This window comes from Candidatus Pristimantibacillus lignocellulolyticus, from assembly GCA_023639215.1.
Taxonomy (GTDB): Bacteria; Bacillota; Bacilli; order Paenibacillales; family Paenibacillaceae; genus Pristimantibacillus; species Pristimantibacillus lignocellulolyticus.
On the sequence record CP097899.1, the window covers coordinates 3,412,152 to 3,431,694 of the forward strand.

Below are 19,543 nucleotides of genomic sequence, written 5' to 3' on the forward strand. Positions count from 1 at the left end.
GCGTAATGCTTAACATGCAAAAGATCATGAGCAGTTGCTGAATAATACTCGGCAACTGTTTTTTTGTAATTAGACAATATTTATTCAGACAAGCTAGGTAATGCCCCGTTCATTCTCACAATCTATGAATATATTATTATGTATGATTAATGCATAAATTTTTCATCGGGGGTGAGCGCAATGGAATTTATTTTCGATAATGAGATATACCTTCTTGTGAAGCAATATATTGAACCAGAGATGCTAATTGTTGTTCCTACATTGTTGTTTCTAGGATGGATGATGAAATCCACTCCGAAAGTGCCTGATTGGCTAATCCCTTATATTAATACGGTAGTAGGCATTTTAGCAGGTATTGCAATGACTCCGTCCATCGTTGATGGTATTATTCAAGGTGTTCTAGTGTCGGCAATGTCCGTCCTTATTTACAATTTATATCGCCAGTGGAAACATAAAAAAGGAAAAGATTCTAACAGTGATTCTGATCAGATCTAATAAAATAATTGCCATAGAAAACAGCACCTCCATTCGTTAGTGAGTAATTAACGATTGGAGGTGCTGCTTCATATGCTTAATTCTATTTTCGGCTATTTTGATCGAAGTTACAAAACACCATTAATTTGAAGGTGCAGTCAAGTATTTACGCCCAGTTGTAGCTGAAAGGATAAAGCATAAGAATAAGACGACGCCTGCTAAAAGATAAGGATAATCAATATTAATATCGTACAGCATACCAGCAATAATTGGACCAAGAATATTACCAAGACTTGTGTAAGCTGAATTTAAACCAGCAACATAACCTTGTTCGTTCGTAGTCATCTTCGACATCAATGTACCTAAAGCGGGTCTAAGAATATCCATTGCCAAAAATACAAGGAAAGTTACTGCGAATATAAGCCAGTATTTATGGACAAATAGCGTTAATACAATGAATAAGGCTGATCCAAAGAGACAGGCAGTGATAACTTTGAATTCACCAAATTTGTTCAATATGGCGCCAAATGCGGTAGCTTGAATGACGGCGCCAGCGATTGAGCCGAATGTAATAATATATGCGATATCGACGGTACTAAATCCGAATTTGTCATTAACATATAGTGTAAAGACCGTCTCGAAATTTGCAAGCCCGAACGATGCGATGAAAATAATGACTAAACTCATGAAGTAAGGTTCTTTTACTGAAAGTGCAAGTTGTTTCCAAAGCGGTATGGAAGCTTTATCATCAGGTAATGATTCTGCGACATCTTTATCAGCAATTTCTACTCGAGCAGGTAAAAATATAAAAGTAATTATTGCAGCGATTAGTCCAGCAATTGCAGCACCATAGAATGGAATTCTTACGCCATATTGGGCTACGAATCCACCGATACCTGGTCCGATGATGAAGCCAGTTGTTATTGCAGCATTAATAAAGCCCATTCCTTGCGCGCGTTCTTCCTTAGTTGTAACATCAGCCGCATAAGCAAGTACTGCTGGCATTATTAAAGCAGCACCCACTCCTCCAAGCGCTCGTGCAATAAATAGTAAGGGTATATTATTAGATGCTCCAAATATCCATTCAGCTAATGCGAAAACAAGCATTCCGGTAATAATGACCGGTTTTCTGCCGAGACGATCTGAAATTCTACCAGCAATCGGTGAGAAGATGAGTTGAGAAATTGAAAAGGTAGCAACCATAAGTCCGATTTGGCTACCGCTTATATGCAATAGCTCCATATATTTGGGTAAGATTGGGATGACTAGTCCAATCCCGACAAAGACAATAAAAATGTTGATCATTAATAATAGGATTGACCCACGATTACGTAATAATAAAGCCATAATAAACCTCCAAATGATGTAAAAACTGAAATTAGGTAACCGCATGACTTGATATTGATAGCATGGACTTTTTCTGCATAATCATTGCAATAGTCGAAAGGTAAATATTGCAACAGAACTATACTCTACCGGTAAGCATATAATAAGCAAACAGTAGAGAGGGGGGATTATTGATGAAGAGAAGAACAGTGACTATCATTTCACTTGTTTTATACGGCATCGCTATTATTACGTTAATAACCTCTTATTGTCTCAATAAATAGTCTTAAGTACATTAATTCTTTGTGTGAATAACAAAAATTCCATAATATGCTCACAAATGTAATCTGATATGTTATTGTAAAATAAATCATATGATAACGCATTCATTTTTACCAGAAGTGGCATTACTAACTGGTTAACACATACAGCCTCGGATTCTATTGATCTGAGGTTATTTTATGTTCTAGACATATCAACAAAAATATTCTACAGGAGCTTGTGATAACTATGATAACCAATACATCCCTAACTAAATTATATTATGCACAACCTGCTACTCAATGGGAAGAAGCTCTGCCTATCGGTAATGGTCGCATCGGTGCAATGGTGTTTGGCAATGTGAACAAAGACAGATATCAATTGAATGAAGACACGTTATGGTCAGGTTTTCCAAGGGACACGAATAATTATGAGGCACTTCGTCATTTGAAAACATCACGTGATTTACTCCAGCAAGGGAAGTATTCTGAAGCCGAAGCGCTCATCGAAAATAAGATGCTAGCCGTAAATTGCCAAGCATATCAACCTTTTGGAGATCTATATATTGAATGGTTGAATGCACCAAGTGATGTTGTTCAATATGAGCGTAGCTTAGAACTATCAACCGCTGTTGCGACAACGTTAGTTGTTAATGGAAATAACACTTATACTCGTGAAGCTTGGGTAAGTGCAACGGATGATGTGCTATTTATTGCTTATCGTTCCCAAGGCGATACTAAACTTTCGTTGAAAGCAAGCTTTGATCTTCCTCATCCATCTAATGTTATCGTTGAAGATGAGAGTCTTATTGTGAACAGTAAATGTCCAATGCATATTGCTGATAATTATTTTGAGGATCATCCATTTGCGGTGCAATATGAAGAGGAATATGGAATAATATATCAATCTCAATTGCAAGCTCTCACAGATGGAGCAGTTATCGTGGATGAAGACAGAGTAACTGTTCACCATGCGACTAATGTACTTTTCGTTATTTCAATCGCAACGAGTTTTAATGGATTTGATAAGCAACCTCATCACAATTACGACGAGCTTTCACTTACAAATAAAGCGAAATTAGCAGCTGTTTCGGAATTGAAGTATGATCAACTTCTTCATTCCCATATTTCTGAACATAAGCGTTTATTCGATCGAGTTAATTTTCAATTAGAAGAAGATGAATTGATGCTTGAGATACCCACGGATCAACGACTAGAACGATATAAGCTAGGCGAGCAAGATTTGGCATTAGAAAGTTTGTATTTCCATTACGGAAGATACTTACTAATAACTAGTTCTAGACCTGGTACGCAGCCAGCTAATTTGCAAGGGATATGGAATCATCGAATTCAACCACCATGGAATAGTGATTATACAACAAATATTAATACTCAGATGAACTACTGGCCAGCCGAGTCAACTTCCTTAAGTGAATGTCATGAACCATTGTTACAAATGGTCGAACAATTAACAGTGACTGGCACTCGTACCGCACGTATACATTACAATGCAAATGGGTGGGTAGCTCATCATAATGTAGACATATGGAGAATGACTTCTCCAACTGCAGGTCATCCAAGCTGGGCATTTTGGCCAATGGGTGGTGTTTGGTTAACGCAACATCTGTGGGAAAGATACTTGTTTCATCCAGATCCGACCTATTTAGCTGAGCGTGCTTATCCTGTTATGAAAGGTGCAGCACAGTTTTGTCTAGATTGGCTAGTGGAGGACGAGCTAGGTAATTTGAAGGTAAGTCCGTCTACTTCGCCAGAGAACAAATTTATATATGATAATAACAACATTAGTAGTGTCGCGGAAAATTCTGCGATGGATATCACTTTGATTTCTGAATTGTTCCAACATATTATTGAAGCGACTTATATTCTTAATATCGATCAACAATTTAGCTCGAAAGTTGAACAAGCATTAGCAAAAATGCCGAAGCTGACAATTAACGAAGCGGGTCATATTCAAGAGTGGTCGACGAATTTTACAGAGCAAGAGCCAGGTCATCGCCATATGTCGCATCTATATGGATTGCATCCGGGAACTTCTATTAATACACCTGAACTTATTGAAGCAGCGAAGCAATCTTTAGCTAGTCGAATATCACAAGGTGGCGGTCATACAGGTTGGAGCTGTGCATGGCTTATTAATTTGTATGCACGACTTCGTATGCCTGAGGAATGCTACTCATTCATCCGTACATTGTTAGCTAGATCCACATATCCGAATCTTTTTGACGCACATCCACCGTTCCAAATCGATGGTAACTTTGGAGGGACTGCCGGTATGGTTGAAGCTTTAGTACAAAGTCATCTAGGAACGATACAACTACTTCCTTCATTACCGAAAGCTTGGGCAACTGGTGAGATTAACGGATTAACAGCACGTGGAGGATTTACGGTGGATTTGAAGTGGACTGATGGACAATTACTAGCAGCATCGATAGAGTCGCTTTACGGTCGACCGCTACGAGTGGTATACAACCAACCCATTATTATTATAGATGAAGCAACAGACCAGACCTACTCAGCAGAGCAATTGATTTCTACTTCTGCAGGTAGTCGATACACAGTTCACATAGGTTAGAATCTCAAGGGAAAGCAGTGACAGAGCAAGGTTGGATTTAGGTTATCGTTTTGTTCAACGTATGTTATGATACGATAGTGTTGATTGTTTAAGATATTGGACTAGTATATATAGATTAATCACAACGAGATATACAAGCAACTTGGAGGAGAACTAGATGTATAAAGTGATGATTGTTGATGATGAACCAATGATTAGACAAGGCTTGCAATCATTAATTGAGTGGAATGAGTATGGTTTTCAAGTAGTTGCTCTTGCTAGCAATGGAGTCGAAGCCATTGAATTATATAAAGAGCATTTTCCCGACCTTATACTCATTGATATTCGTATGCCAATCATGGATGGCATTAGAGCAATTGGAGAACTACGACAACTGGGCGCTAATTCACGAATTTTAGTATTGAGTGGCTATGGCGAATTTCAATATGCTCAACAAGCGATTCGTTATAAAGTAGACGGTTATGTAATGAAGCCTATAGATGAGCATGAGCTAATTATGTATATTGAGAAGGCAAGCAAAGAACTGAATCAATTACAGCAAGCACCCATTGTTAGTTCACAAACAATAGCATTGCTTCGTGAAGAATGGTTGAAAGATTTTGTAGAACATGAGCTGGAGGAAGCAGAGCTAAGTATAGATCATTGGAAGCGTCTTTTTACGCATCCATTTTTGCAAGCGAATATTGTTTTGGTTGATACATATAGTCGTGAGATTTCAACCACAACTCGTAATACGATTAAACAACAACTTTCTATCTTTATTGAAGACCAGACTTGGGGATATGTATTCTCCACAGATACTTATATTGGCATAATAATTAGTCAGAGCACGATGAATCAGGCGAAGAAAGAACATTTGAATAATATTATTGAACTTTCATGTAATCATAAAGCACAATTTGTAGCAGTAATGACATCTACACATACGGACTTAGTAGCATTGTATGAAGAAGTTATTCAATTGAAAAGTGCTTTGAAAAATCGTTTCTTTATGAATTCTAATAAGTTATTTAATCTAACTGATATTATTCATGCTCATGATGATGACAAGCCTAAGCTTCCATTGATGGTATTTATTGATCAGATGTCTCAAAAAATATTTTATGTGATGGATCTCGGAAACAAAACGCGACTGGATGAACTTATTGAACAAATAGCTGATTTATTGAGAAACTATTGTGATACGGAGCAACAAATGAAATCTAGTTGGGCCCAGTTGTTAACGATGGCTATAAAACGAATTTCTGCGATGCATCCACAATTACTACTTGAAGCAGATTTGAAGCTTGTTACACAGCTTTATTTGACTCATCATTATCAGCTGATGTTAGAACAATTGAAACTCCAATTAACTTCTTTAATGAATTGCTTAACCGTAACAGCAAGCACAAATACGACGGTGATTAAACAAATGATTGACTTTATTGATCGACATTATGCTGAACCGCTACGATTAGAGACGATGGCTGATCTATTTAATTATAATAGTGGCTACTTAGGTAAGATGTTTAAAAATCATACTGGTGTCAGTTTTAATACGTATTTGGATAATGTGAGAATTGAACAATCCATTGTGATGCTTCAAGAAGGTTACAAAGTACATCAAGTGGCGGAGCGAGTAGGGTATGCTAATGTAGATTATTTCCATAGTAAATTCAAGAAGTATAAGGGTGTTTCACCATCTGCGTATAAGCCGAACCCATTAAGTATATCATCAACTGATCAATAATTATATTAGAGCTCATTCGTAATATAATACTCACAGATAAATGGGAGGCAGTAATTCATGAAGAAAGTCTCAAAGGGACTTAGCTTGTTGTTAATGATGACGATGTTAATGTTAACAGCTTGTGGTAGTAACAGTATCAGCACCAGCACTAATAATGCTGTCACAACGAACAGTACCTCTGCTGCAAGTGAAGAAACGGATGAACCTTTTACCATTCTACTTGTCTCTGCTGATGTGAATCCTGATTGGGATAAGATGCAAAGCGAAGTTGGTAAAGCAATCTATGAGAAAACTGGCGTAACTGTAGAAATAGACTTCCCAGTTGATGGTTCTGATGCAGATATGTTCGCTTTAATGGTTGAAAATGATAAGTATCCAGATCTAGTAATACCAAATGATAATACGAGTCAATTGGTAGATGCTGGCGCACTTGTTGACCTTCGTCCATTGCTTGAAGAACATGCACCTAATCTTATGAAGGTTTATGGCGAATATCTTGATCGCCTTGAATACAGTGCTACTGACCGTTCTATCTATACATTGCCACTTGATGGTGTTAATCAAACTGATTATGAAGCTAATGGTGGATTCCAGCTACAGCATCAAGTATTAGAATTTCTAGGCTACCCGCAAATTAATACGGTGGAAGATTATGAAAATGCAATTAAAACTTATATTGAGCAGAATCCACAAACCGAAGATGGTCAATCTCGTATAGGTCTTTCCTTGAACGGTGGAGAATCGCAGTTTTTTATTTCTGTGACGAACCCTGCATTCTATGCAACAGGCGCACCAGATGATGGTGAGTTCTATGTGAATCAAGAAAATTATGAAGTTATGATGCATTACCAACGTACAGAAGAGCGAGAATACTTCCGTTGGTTGAATCATATGAATGATATCGGTCTACTTGACCCGGAATCTTTCGTACAAAAAAATGATGATTATCAAGCTAAAGTTGCTTCTGGTCGCGTACTTGGCCTAATCGATCAAGCTTTGAATTATCAAGTAGCAGAAAATGCTTTGAAAGCAGAAGGTAAACTGGATTCAACATATGCAAGTTTTCCTGTAACATTAGATGAAACGTATAAATCTGCATCATTCCAAGGTACTGGTTACATTGCTGGATATGGTATTGGTATTACCATTGATGCTAATGATCCAGTTCGTATTATTAAATATCTTGATTACTTAGCTTCAGATGAAGGTCAAGTGCTTGTTAACTGGGGTATTGAAGGTGTTCACTATATTGTAGATGATAACGGCAAACGTTCGATTCCTGATGAAGTTCAAAATATTAGAACAAATGATGCAAGTAACTTCCGAAAAGAATCTGGTATCGGTAACTATTGGATGTCTGCCCGTTATGGTGATGGCGTTCTAGATCCTTCTGGTAATCCTTATACGACTAACTTCTCTGATCAAATAGTAACAGCTTACACTGACGCAGATAAGAAAACGCTAGCTGCTTACGATGCTACAACGTATAAAGATCTATGGCCTACTGCTAAAGAGTTTTCAGAACGTGCATATGGTGCAGGTTGGACAATTAATTTTGACGCAGAGTCTGATGCAAATTTCATTTTCGATAAAGCTCAAGCTTTGATAAAGAACTATATTCCACAAGCGATTGTTGCTGACCCATCTGAGTTTGATATCATTTATGATGAATTTTTAGCTGAACTTGAGAAAGCCGGAGTAAGTATGATGACGGATGAATATTCTAAACTAATTAAAGATCGTATTGAGATTTGGTCTAATTAGTTTAATCTAATAGTAATAGATGAACTTATAAATTATAGCTGCTGAGAGGTAAGGGTGGTCAATCCATCAATACCTCTCAGCAGTTTTTTATTTAAAGAGGAAGTTCAAAAAGCGGGCTTTGATAACGATGATTAGCTTCTTAGTTTATTCGACATCAAATATGAAGCGAACTTGGGAAGTCCGGTACGCATGTACCAATAACGTACATTTGCGTTTCCTCCTTCCACAAGTAGCGCTCCATCTTCTCGGTTCTGAATGCCCGCTTTTTGAACCACGATTGAAAGAGTAAGTTCAAAAAGCGGACATTGATAACGATGATTAGCTTCTTAGTTTATTCGACATCGAATATGAAGCGAACTTGGGAAGTAAAGTATAGGCTTCCGATGTATGTTTCTTGCAGAAACATTGAAGGTACGCATGTACCAATAACGTACAATTGCGTTTCCTCCTTTCACAAGTAGCGCTCCGTCTTCTCGGTTCTGAATGCCCGCTTTTTGAACCACGATTGAAAGAGGAAGTTCAAAAAGCGTGCTTTGATAACGATGATTAGCTTCGTAGTTTTTTCACATCGAATATGAAGCGAACTTGTAGACAAATCTTAGTTCATTTGGTAAGTCAGTTAAATTTATTTACATAGAACTTGTAATTTTGTAAACAATATAACTAATCGTAGGTCATTGCAATGAGGTTGCTTGAGTGGAGTTATATGAAAAGTTTGGTTTATGCTTCCGAAGCAACTTTTCATTACAAAGCAGTTGTTCAAAGGAGCGAAATGAAAAGTTATGTTTATGCTTTCGAAGTAACTTTTCATTAACAAAGAAGTTGTTATGAGTAGCGAAATGAAAAGTTTTAGGAGGATTAATATGAGCAAACAGCGTAAAAAAACTGTTACAAAATATTCTAAGTCGAATATGAGTTCTAAAGAGTATCAAAGCTTCGCCAAAGCAAAAGAACCTCCACGTACAGTGCTAAAAAATTGTTTGATGGCGTTTCTCATCGGTGGAGCGATCTGTACTCTAGGTCAAGGTGTCACAGAACTATATATGTACTTCTTCAAAATGACTTCAGAAGAAGCGAGTAATCCTACTGTAGCTACATTAATTCTCGTATCGGTTATATTGACTTCGCTCGGAGTATATGACAAGTTTGCACAGATTGCGGGTGCAGGTTCTGCAGTGCCTGTTACTGGATTTGCAAATTCAATGGCATCAGCTGCCATAGAACATCGTAGCGAAGGTCTAGTACTTGGTGTCGGAAGTAATATGTTCAAGCTTGCAGGAGCAGTTATTGTATTCGGGACAGTAGCAGCATTTTTCGTGGGGATTGCCTATATTGTACTAGGTATAGGGGGGCATTAATATGTTGCGAGGACAGCAGTCTTGGTGGTTTGAGAAAGCGCCAAAGATTATTAGCACAGCTACAATTGTAGGACCTCTGGAAGGTCTAGGACCACTTGCTGATACTTTCGATGTGATCCATCCTGAATTAGATATGAATGAGAAGACATGGGAAAAAGCTGAACGTTTAATGCTTAACCAAGCGACACAAAAAGCACTATCGAAAGCAAATTTAGATTCATCTGATCTACAAATCTATGTAGGCGGAGACTTACTTAATCAAATCATAACGAATAGTTTTGTTGCCAGGGAGTTAGCTATCCCTTACTTAGGTGTTTTTGGTGCATGTTCTACATCAATGGAATCACTAGCAATCGTAGCACAGCTAGTAAGTAGTGGTGCTGTAAAATATGGAATGGCTGCTACAAGCAGTCATAATGCTACTGCAGAGAAACAATTCCGTTATCCAACGGAATATGGAGCTCAAAAACCGCCTACAGCACAAAATACGATTACTGGCTCAGGTGCAGCGATTGTTAGTTTGCAAGGAAAGGGACCTATTATTGAAGCGGCTACGATTGGTAAGGTCATTGATCTAGGTATTACTGATCCATTCAATATGGGAGCGGCTATGGCTCCAGCTGCGGTAGATACCATCATCGCTCATTTCAATGATCTTAATCGATCTCCCCTAGATTATGATCTAATTATTACTGGTGATCTAGCGAGTGTTGGGCATCCCATTGCTAAAGAGTTATTACTGAAAGAAGGTGTACCGATCAATCAAACTTCTTTTGATGATTGTGGTCTTCGAATCTACGATATAGAACAACAAGATGTACAGGCTGGGGGGTCAGGTGCGGGCTGTTCAGCTGTCATTACGTATGGTCAAATTATACAACAACTTACAGAAGGTAAATTAAAACGCGTGCTCGTAGTAGCAACGGGTGCATTGATGTCACCGATTTCCTTCCAACAAGGTGATACAATTCCTTGTATTGCTCATGCCGTTGCATTAAAAGGAATGGGGGTAGAGTAAATGATCTATTTTTGGGCTTTTGTCGTTGGTGGTGCGATCTGTGTAATTGGACAGTTGATGTTTGATGTTATGAAATTAACGCCTGCTCATACGATGGCAACACTCGTTGTAGTGGGTGCTATTGTAGATGGTTTTGGTTGGTACGAGCCATTAGTTGAGTTTGCAGGAGCAGGAGCAACCGTCCCAATTACGAGTTTTGGTAATGCGCTCGTACATGGTGCATTAACTGAGTTATTTGAGGTAGGGTGGATCGGCGTTATATCTGGTATATTCAAAGTAACGAGTGCCGGTATTTCAGCTGCGATTATATTCTCCTTCTTAGCGGCACTATTTGTGAAACCAAAAGGATAATTATAGCAATATTGTAGAAGGCTTCGTCCAAATTTCGCGTTATGCTGCGCAATTTGGACGAAGCCTTTTTTTACTTAAAGTACACCATGTTGAAATCCGATAAGAGTTTCGACGTTTCTCAGTATCAATTGTTCCAACTGTTGTATTCCTTCCGTATCGAGTGCGGGTTTCGTTAACGTCGCACGATCGAGCTGAAATTGTTTTGCTAAAGCTAATGCGACATTACCTTCAGTCATTTTAAGTTTATAACGAGTTGATATTTCTTGTAGTGAAGATGCAAATTTCTCATCCGTCCCTGCGGTAATACAAAGTTCATACATATCAATAATATGATCATTGCTTTCTGTAGGGAAGTATTCATGAGGTGCGGTACTATCAAAGATTGCAAAACCTAATTCTCGGCAGATGACCATGTCTAAGCTGTTCGGATCTAATCCACATTGATACACTTCAAGCTGATAATGTTGATCGATTCCTTTTTGAACAAGTTTGCGGAGTAAGGTTGATTTGCCAGAACCTGGTCTGCCTTTTATGAAATAACGTGTCAATCCCTCTGTTAAAACAGGGACGTAATCTATTGCTCCATCAGGTGTTGCGGCGCCAAGAAAACGATGAATCGGTGTTGAAGATGGCTGATTTCCGAGTGTAGGGAATAATTTTTGGGCTAACTGATCGGCAAATTGATTAGCTTTGTTATAATCCATAGCGTCGATATATATTTTTTCCCATTCGTCATGAATAACTAATGCTTGTTCATAGCTACGATATGCTTGTTGATGATTTTTATAGATTTGTTCACCAAGTGCATCTATTGCTGCTCTATGCTGATCGATTATTTCTAAATTGTAAAAGTCGTATACATTCAAAGTTATAATCGAACCTTTATAATCTGTCGTTTCGATCATGGATGGAGGTGCAGAACTAATAATACCTAATCCATATCGTGGCAATAGTATTGCTTGTAATTGCTGTGGTGATGACGGATGATGAACCAATTGAAGTTCGAGCAATTCGTTATTGCTCAATTGTTCATGAAGCCGATCCATAATCTCACCATTTTCAGAACTGAAAGGACCATCAATTATAATTAAGTACTGTAATTGTTTCATCGTTTCTGGAATGAGACTAATATGACCTCGTGAAGTATTACCCGATAAGAAGTAATGTAGTTGTGTCAAAGACTCACGCACCTTTCTAGGCAGTTGGGATAGAATAGTCTATTAATCAAGGCATAAATGTGTGCCTATTAGAGGAAGTTCAAAAAGCGGGCGTTGATAACGATGATTGACTTCGTAGCTTAGTCGACGTCGAAGATGCCCCCCATCGGAAGCCTGCGTGTGCTCACGTACACAAAACGTACGCTGTGCTACTCGTTTCCGCTGTGGGTCATCTTCTCGATTCTGAACGCCCACTTTTTGAATCTTTATTTTAATGGGAAGTTCAAAAAGCGGGCGTTGATAACGATGATTGACTTCGTAGCTTAGTCGACGTCGAATATGCCCCCCATCGGAAGCCTGCGTGTGCTCACGTACACAAAACGTACGCTGTGCTACTCGTTTCCGCTGTGGGTCATCTTCTCGATTCTGAACGCCCACTTTTTGAACCTTTATTTTAATGGGAAGTTCAAAAAGCGGGCGTTGATAACGATGATTGACTTCGTAGCTTAATCGACGTCGAAGATGCCCCCATCGGAAGCCTGCGTGTGCTCACGTACACAAAACGTACGCTGTGCTACTCGTTTCCGCTGTGGGTCATCTTCTCGATTCTGAACGCCCACTTTTTGAACCTTTATTTTAATGGGAAGTTCAAAAAGCGGGCGTTGATAACGATGATTGACTTCGTAGCTTAGTCGACGTCGAAGATGCCCCCCATCGGAAGCTTGCGTGTGCTCACGTACACAAAACGTACGCTGTGCTACTCGTTTCCGCTGTGGGTCATCTTCTCGATTCTGAACGCCCACTTTTTGAACCTTTATTTTAATGGGAAGTTCAAAAAGCGGGCGTTGATAACGATGATTATACTTACGTAGATTAGGTGGTATCGAATATGAAGTTTAGCAAGACTGAAACATTCATGATGTGACGAGCGTTTACATTTATATAGAAGTAATATATATAATGTCTAAATATACAGCTATAATTTTGTAAACTTTTACAATTTTAGCTTTTTCACCGAATATTAATAGGATTCCGAATAGGCATCACTTATAATAGAAAATAACATCATAGTTTATCACTCCACATTGCGAGACTGATTATCAAGAGGATAATAAAAAGTTTTGGGAGGTTATATTATGGGAGATTCGTCAATTGCGATGCAATTATGTCATAAAGTACTTCATCAGTTATCATCAGCAATCTTAGGAAAAGAATCAGAAGTTGAGAGATTACTTATAGCAGTACTCGCTGGAGGACATATATTACTTGAAGATGTTCCTGGTACGGGTAAAACTCAACTTGTAAAATCACTTGCTAATACAATAGGCGGTCAATTTCGTAGAATTCAATGTAACCCCGACTTACTTCCTTCAGACATCACAGGAGTTTCCATTTTCCATCCCGCACAGCAGCAATTTGTTTTCCGAAGTGGTCCTGTACATACGAATGTACTTCTCGCTGACGAAATTAATAGAGCAACAACGAAGACCCAATCTGCTTTACTAGAAGCAATGGAGGAAGGGTATGTGACCGTAGACGGAGAAGGACACAAGCTACCTGAACCATTTATATTGCTAGCCACTCAAAATCCGATTGAATTTGAAGGAACATATACATTGCCAGAAGCTCAGTTAGATCGATTTATGCTAAAGCTTCGTCTTGGTTATCCATTGCCACAGGATGAGCAAAAAATGATTCAACATACAAATCGCATTCATCCCGCTGATGATTTGAAGCCATTAATGGATATCGAGCAGCTTATTGCAATTCGAGAATTAGTTCAACAGGTACATTTAGATGATGTTGTTGCTGAATATATGATCAAGCTTATTAGCGCGACAAGAAATCATCCTTACTTGATGCTTGGAGCAAGTCCAAGAGCCTCTATCTCCTTAGCTAAAGCAGTGAAGGCTAGAGCGTTTTTACATCAAAGAAATTTTGTGCTACCTGATGATATAAAACTATTATTTCCTCATATTATTGGTCATCGAGTTCTATTAAGTATGGAAGCACGTCTGCAAGGCGTCAATATTAATCAAGTACTAGAGCAAATACTTACTACTGTCGATGTACCACTGTTTGTCCAGAGATAAGGGGGCAATCGGATGAATAGTAAACGAAGCTGGATTGGTTTAATCGTGCTCTATGTCTGTAGTCTGTTCTATTTTTTATTTCAAGGCGGAAAAACTTCTCTCATGCTATTTGGCATATTGAATGTGCTTTTGGTCTATTTATTTATTGGCTATTGGGGTGGAATTCGTCATATTCATGGTCATCGACTGATCGGCTATGAAGGACATCATCGACAACAGACTCAGATCGTGGCAGGGCATTCCCTGCAAATCACATTCAGCGCTCAATTTCCGCGTTTCATGCTTATGCCATATGTCATAGTGAGTGAAAAACTTATTCGACATGATGGTACGAAGCAATTATATGAAGGGACGATGGTCCCTGGGTTCCGTAATAAAGATCAGTGGCAATACATTATTCCTCATCTGAAGCGAGGGCAGTATTCGTTTGCTACAACGTCATTCTTAAGTTACGATGCATTTGGTCTGAAATCACATGGTAGAGAAATCTATATCAATAACACGATTCAAGTATTTCCACAAACGTTATCAGCAAAACAATGGACAGAATTACTTCGCGTTCATCTAGGTATCTATTCTTCCAATATGTTTTCTAAATATACGAAAGAGTCTACACAGCAAAACGGTATTAGAGAGTATATGCATGGGGATCGATTAAGTAAAATTCATTGGGCTGCCACCGCACGAACCGGTTCTTGGAAATCAAAGGATTTTGAGCGAGAAGCGATGAAGAAATCTATTGTTGTCTTAGATCGTTATGTAAAACCCTCTTCATCTAAAGACATAGAGCGATTACAGCAAAGATTTGAAATATCAGTATCAATGGCTGCTTCTATATTAGATTACAGCATGAAAAATGATTCGGCGATTGGCTTATTGTCTGTAGGAGAACAGTACTTCTATAATGCTCCTAGTACTGGCATGGCACACCATGTAGAAATGATGAATCATCTAATGACAGTAGATTCGGATGCAACGAGACCAGTTAGTCAGTTGCTACATAATAGGACGAAAGCTTTGCAAGGTAATAATGTACTATTTATTGTTACTTTCGAACTTAGTAAAGAGTTATTAACTTCACTCAAGCAAATTCGTGGTGAATCTACGTTGTTCTATATTGCTAGTCATTCGACAGCTGCAGAACAGCTGGAAGCGATAGCAGCGATAAGTGCATTTCGTATAGAAGGATATCAAGTTATAGAAATCAATGAATGGGAAACAACATTCGAAAGCTTAGAAGGAAGTGGGGCGTGATGAATGTGAAGGGTCATTATCTATGGCTGCAGCGTCTGACTCCGCTACTCGTTGCGTTGATGATTGTGAATGTGATTAGTGTTTTTCGTGGTTATTGGTGGAATGATACTTATCAAATCATATGGACATTACTTGTCATAACAAGTCTAATTCACTTTTTTGGAAGTACAAGATTACCAAGGTTCGTTTTGTATTTACTTGATCTCATAGCAATTGTTCCGATCGTGTTTTTAATCAGAAAGCATCGCTTTGTTCCAATTGCAGAAGATATTACACTATGGCCACGGATTTGGCATTTTGTACAAAGTCTGCACCCATTTATTGAAATTGCCCTTGCTGTGTTTGTTGTACAGATGATATTTAGTGCTTGGATTACAACAAAAAAGAGATTGTATATATTATTTGCATTTTCATTATTAGTTTTATGCGTGAAGGATTCATATTCCCCATTAAAGTTATCGCTGGAAATTGCATTGATCGTTGTATTATTTCTTGTATGGCATTCAATCATTCATTTTCATCATTTACAGCAGAAAAGTTCAAATAGTTTCGAACTGATATTCTATCGGCCGCTAGCTATAATTGCTCCGATGATTATCGTTATCGGGATGTTACTTATCATTGGTATGAATTTGCCAGCTAAGCCACCCTTACTAGAAGATCCATATGCACTATGGAAGCATTCGCGTGGTGAAAAGGTTGTGATAGGTAACGGTTTGGGTAAAGGCTATAATGGAAACATAAGTACTAGTTTGGATGGATCATCATTAAACTCAAGGACATCAGGTTATAGTAGAACGGATTCAGAGCTTGGTGGAAGTTTCGAATTTGATTATTCGCCAATTATGACTGTCAAGACGACACATAAGAGCTATTGGCGTGGAGAATCTCGTTATTATTACGATGGCACAGGCTGGTACGATACGTCCAATAGTTCCAATAGTAGTGATTCGTCTGAAATTATCCGAGTTGATAAAGCACTTACAGCTGAAGAACGTCCCTTAGCACAAACTGTTACTGTTGAGCAGCAATATAATTTTGTAAGAGAAGCACCACTACCAGTATTATTTGCAGCCGGTCAAGCTTCGAAGATAGTAGAGGTTGTTTATCGGGACAAAGTAAACCTTAATGAAGAAGTTACTGATGTGATAGAAATTACAACGGTAGGAGCAGGTGAATTACTTGATGGGACTACATGGAAACATTATGATTGGCGTATTGAACAACAAGGAGATAGTACAGAAGTTGGGAGAATCTCAACCTATAATGTGGAGTCCGAGGTTATTGTCATCGACCATGAAGCTTTGTCTGAAGCAACTGCCACGATAGCAGATGAGACTGCAATGAAAAATTATACTTCTCTGCCACCATCAATTCCAAATCGAGTTTCTCAATTAGCACATGAGATTACTGCAAATGCTAGTAGTGATTACGAGAAGGTGTTACTCCTTGAACAGCATCTGAAATCATCGTACAATTATACGAATACTCCAGATGAGACGAAATTGACGGGAAAAAGTCCAGACTTCGTAGATCAATTTTTATTTGAATTACAGGAAGGGTATTGCGACTACTTTTCAACTTCAATGGCAATTATGGCTCGTACACTAAACATTCCCTCGCGATGGGTGAAAGGTTTCTCATCGGGAGTAGGCGATCAATCCATGAGGGATCGATATCAGTATTCCAATATACCAGACATCGAAAATTTAGACACATCTGGTACGTATACAGTACGAAATGCGGATGCTCACTCATGGGTAGAGGTGTATTTTGAAGGCTATGGTTGGATTGCGTTCGAACCTACACCTGGATTTGCTTTTCCATATACGTATGTAGACGATAATATTAATCCATTGGAGAATTCACTAGATTTAGTTAAGACACCATTAGATACAGATGATATGGCTCAACAACAAAATGGTTTTGTAAACTCGATCAAATATGCAATAATAACTATTTTAGCTGCAGTAGTTATTATTGTTGGTGTGAAATACCGAATGGAGCTTCTTCAAGTCGTGAATCTCATACGATATCGAAAGTACACGATGAACGAAAGAGTTATTATAGAGACGACTGATTTTATTAACTATTGCTATCGAAATGGTTTAGCGGAAATTAACAATGCTACGTTACGTGAAACTGTATCGAATTGGAACTTTGGCTCAGCAACTTGGAGGAAAGATTTACAACAATTGCTACATTATTATGAGAAGGCATATTATAGTGGTGAAGTAATTGACGAAAAACAGTTGTCTGAAGTGAAAAATCTTATTAAACATTTGAAAAAGAATTGGTATTCTTGAAATTTTAGTAGTCATTTCGCTATATTTCTTCTATTATAATAGAAGAAGTAACAAATGAATGCGTTGACTTTTACACCCGTCCGCAAGTTTTTTCTTGTGGGCGGGGTTTTGTTTTGCAACAAAATGTCGTTGTATGTTATAGTTTCGTAATAAAGCATGAAGCTGGAGGAGTACGCTTAATGATTGAGTTGTTTTTACCTAAAATGAAAGTACAATCGATATATGATATTCCTTTGGATCGGCTCTACGAACAAGGGATTAGAGGAATTGTTACGGATCTGGATAACACTTTAGTTGGAGCACACGCTCCACTAGCTACCGAAGAACTTGTAAGATGGCTTGAAGAAGTATCTGCTAAAGGTTTCGAGGTTGTAATTGTGTCCAATAATAATGATAGTCGTGTCGGTAAATTTGCTGCGCCATTGCAGCTTCCCTATATTCATGCAGCTAGAAAACCAGCGCAACGCGCGTTTGTTAAAGCATTAAACATATTAAAACTAGAGCCAGCTAAAACGTTAATGATCGGTGATCAGATGATGACTGATGTGTTCGGCGGAAATCGGATGGGTATGTTTACGGTACTCGTTGCACCAATTGCCCCCCTAGAAGAAGGCATCATGACGAAAGTTAATCGTCGACTTGAACGTATCGTGATTTCAAGATTACGCAAACGTAGTTTATGGCATGAGGAGGAAACAAAATAGTGAGTCAAAGAAGTAATAAGCATGAGACTGATGGTCGTATTCATTGTGCTGGTTGTGGAGTAGCAATCCAATCAGAAAATAAGGAATTAATCGGATTTGTTCCGGCATCAGCATTAGATAAACAACCTATTATCTGTCAGCGTTGTTTCCGCATTAAAAATTATAATGAAGCTTCATCGGTAGCACTTGATCAAGATGATTTTTTACGTTTACTAAGCGGTATTGGTAATACGAATTCGTTAGTTGTGCATATCGTTGATATTTTTGATTTTGAAGGAAGCTTAATTTCTGGCCTACAACGTTTTGTAGGTAATAATGAAGTATTGCTTGTCGTTAACAAAATCGATTTATTGCCAAAAGTGATGAATATGAATCGTATTCGTAACTGGGTTCAACAACAAGCGAAGCAACAAGGACTACGTACAGTAGATATTGTACTTTGTAGTGCAAAGCGTAATATCGGATTTGAACGAGTGATTGAAGAAATAGAAAATTATCGAAATGGTAGAGATGTCTACGTTGTTGGTGCAACAAATGTAGGTAAGTCCACACTTATTAATCGTTTAATCTCCGATTATAGTGATCTTACTCAAGAATTGACGACTTCCCGTTATCCTGGAACAACGCTAGATGCAGTTCGAATTCCGCTTGATGATGGAAATGCGATTATTGATACGCCGGGTATTGTGTATGCAAGTCGTATGACTGAAATTGTTCCTCGTAGTTTCTTAGGAACGCTATTGCCGGACAAGCCAATTAAGCCGCTTGTATATCAGTTAAATGAGGGTCAAACATTATTCATGGGTAGTATTGCTCGTTTTGACTTTGTAGAAGGTGACCGTCAATCATTTACGTTCTATGTATCTAATGCGCTTAATATTCATCGTACTAAGCTAGAGCGTGCTGATGAGTTGTATGAACAACATCAAGGCGAATTGTTAGGTGGTCCTAGTAGAGAGGAACTCGCTGATATTCCTGCATGGACAAGACATACATTGCGTGTAAAACGTGGACAATACAATGATATCTATATTTCTGGCCTCGGTTGGATTCAAGTGAATAGTGATAGTGGTGCATTACTAGATATTTATGCGCCAAAAGGAATTAAAGTTGTTTTACGTGATTCAATGATCTAGCAGTTTCAGATGCAGATGAG

At 38.3% G+C, this 19,543-nt stretch carries 14 protein-coding genes; 12 read left to right on the forward strand and 2 right to left on the reverse strand.

What is annotated here, in order from left to right:
- Positions 1 to 180: 180 nt before the first annotated feature.
- A complete protein-coding gene (locus NAG76_14485; protein URN93046.1) occupies positions 181 to 495 on the forward strand; it encodes a phage holin family protein in 315 nt (104 codons plus the stop codon).
- Between the two features lie 120 nt (positions 496 to 615).
- Here NAG76_14485 and NAG76_14490 read toward each other — a convergent pair whose 3' ends face one another.
- Positions 616 to 1,821, reverse strand: a complete 1,206-nt coding sequence (locus NAG76_14490; GenBank protein ID URN93047.1) for an MFS transporter — start codon at positions 1,819 to 1,821, stop codon at positions 616 to 618.
- A gap of 489 nt (positions 1,822 to 2,310) precedes the next feature.
- Here NAG76_14490 and NAG76_14495 point away from each other — a divergent pair, with 489 nt between their 5' ends.
- The 6 genes from NAG76_14495 to spoVAE all read left to right on the forward strand — a co-directional run bounded on the left by NAG76_14495 (position 2,311) and on the right by spoVAE (position 10,873).
- Entirely contained in the window at positions 2,311 to 4,653 is a 2,343-nt protein-coding gene (locus NAG76_14495; GenBank protein ID URN93048.1) for a glycoside hydrolase family 95 protein, read from the forward strand.
- Between the two features lie 157 nt (positions 4,654 to 4,810).
- Entirely contained in the window at positions 4,811 to 6,382 is a 1,572-nt protein-coding gene (locus tag NAG76_14500; protein URN93049.1) for a response regulator, read from the forward strand.
- A gap of 57 nt (positions 6,383 to 6,439) precedes the next feature.
- Positions 6,440 to 8,146: an ABC transporter substrate-binding protein gene (locus NAG76_14505; protein ID URN93050.1), complete on the forward strand. Its 1,707-nt coding sequence runs from the start codon at positions 6,440 to 6,442 to the stop codon at positions 8,144 to 8,146.
- 863 nt (positions 8,147 to 9,009) lie between these two features.
- Entirely contained in the window at positions 9,010 to 9,504 is a 495-nt protein-coding gene (gene spoVAC / locus NAG76_14510) for a stage V sporulation protein AC (GenBank protein URN93051.1), read from the forward strand.
- Between the two features lies 1 nt (position 9,505).
- Positions 9,506 to 10,522, forward strand: a complete 1,017-nt coding sequence (spoVAD, locus tag NAG76_14515) for a stage V sporulation protein AD (protein ID URN93052.1) — start codon at positions 9,506 to 9,508, stop codon at positions 10,520 to 10,522.
- Positions 10,523 to 10,873: a stage V sporulation protein AE gene (gene spoVAE, locus NAG76_14520; protein ID URN93053.1), complete on the forward strand. Its 351-nt coding sequence runs from the start codon at positions 10,523 to 10,525 to the stop codon at positions 10,871 to 10,873. It abuts the gene before it with no gap.
- A 74-nt stretch (positions 10,874 to 10,947) separates the two neighbouring features.
- On the opposite strand, the gene NAG76_14525 is transcribed toward spoVAE, so the two are convergent.
- Positions 10,948 to 12,051, reverse strand: a complete 1,104-nt coding sequence (locus NAG76_14525) for a hypothetical protein (GenBank protein URN93054.1) — start codon at positions 12,049 to 12,051, stop codon at positions 10,948 to 10,950.
- Positions 12,052 to 13,166: 1,115 nt separating this feature from the next.
- Here NAG76_14525 and NAG76_14530 point away from each other — a divergent pair.
- The 5 genes from NAG76_14530 (at position 13,167) to yqeH (ending at position 19,523) form a co-directional block, all read left to right on the forward strand.
- A complete protein-coding gene (locus NAG76_14530; protein URN93055.1) occupies positions 13,167 to 14,123 on the forward strand; it encodes a MoxR family ATPase in 957 nt (318 codons plus the stop codon).
- 12 nt (positions 14,124 to 14,135) lie between these two features.
- Positions 14,136 to 15,377 (forward strand): DUF58 domain-containing protein, encoded by a 1,242-nt coding sequence (locus NAG76_14535; protein ID URN93056.1) that lies wholly within the window; start codon positions 14,136 to 14,138, stop codon positions 15,375 to 15,377.
- The gene (locus NAG76_14540; GenBank protein ID URN96847.1) at positions 15,377 to 17,683 is read left to right on the forward strand and encodes a DUF3488 and transglutaminase-like domain-containing protein; all 2,307 of its coding nucleotides are present in this window, start codon (positions 15,377 to 15,379) and stop codon (positions 17,681 to 17,683) included. Before NAG76_14535 ends, NAG76_14540 begins: the two co-directional genes overlap by 1 nt.
- 179 nt (positions 17,684 to 17,862) lie before the next feature.
- Positions 17,863 to 18,387 carry a YqeG family HAD IIIA-type phosphatase gene (locus NAG76_14545; GenBank protein ID URN93057.1) on the forward strand — a complete coding sequence of 175 codons (525 nt, stop codon included), beginning with the start codon at positions 17,863 to 17,865 and terminating at the stop codon, positions 18,385 to 18,387.
- Positions 18,387 to 19,523: a ribosome biogenesis GTPase YqeH gene (gene yqeH / locus NAG76_14550; protein ID URN93058.1), complete on the forward strand. Its 1,137-nt coding sequence runs from the start codon at positions 18,387 to 18,389 to the stop codon at positions 19,521 to 19,523. The genes NAG76_14545 and yqeH overlap by 1 nt, the downstream gene beginning before the upstream one ends.
- The last annotated feature ends 20 nt before the right edge of the window (positions 19,524 to 19,543 follow it).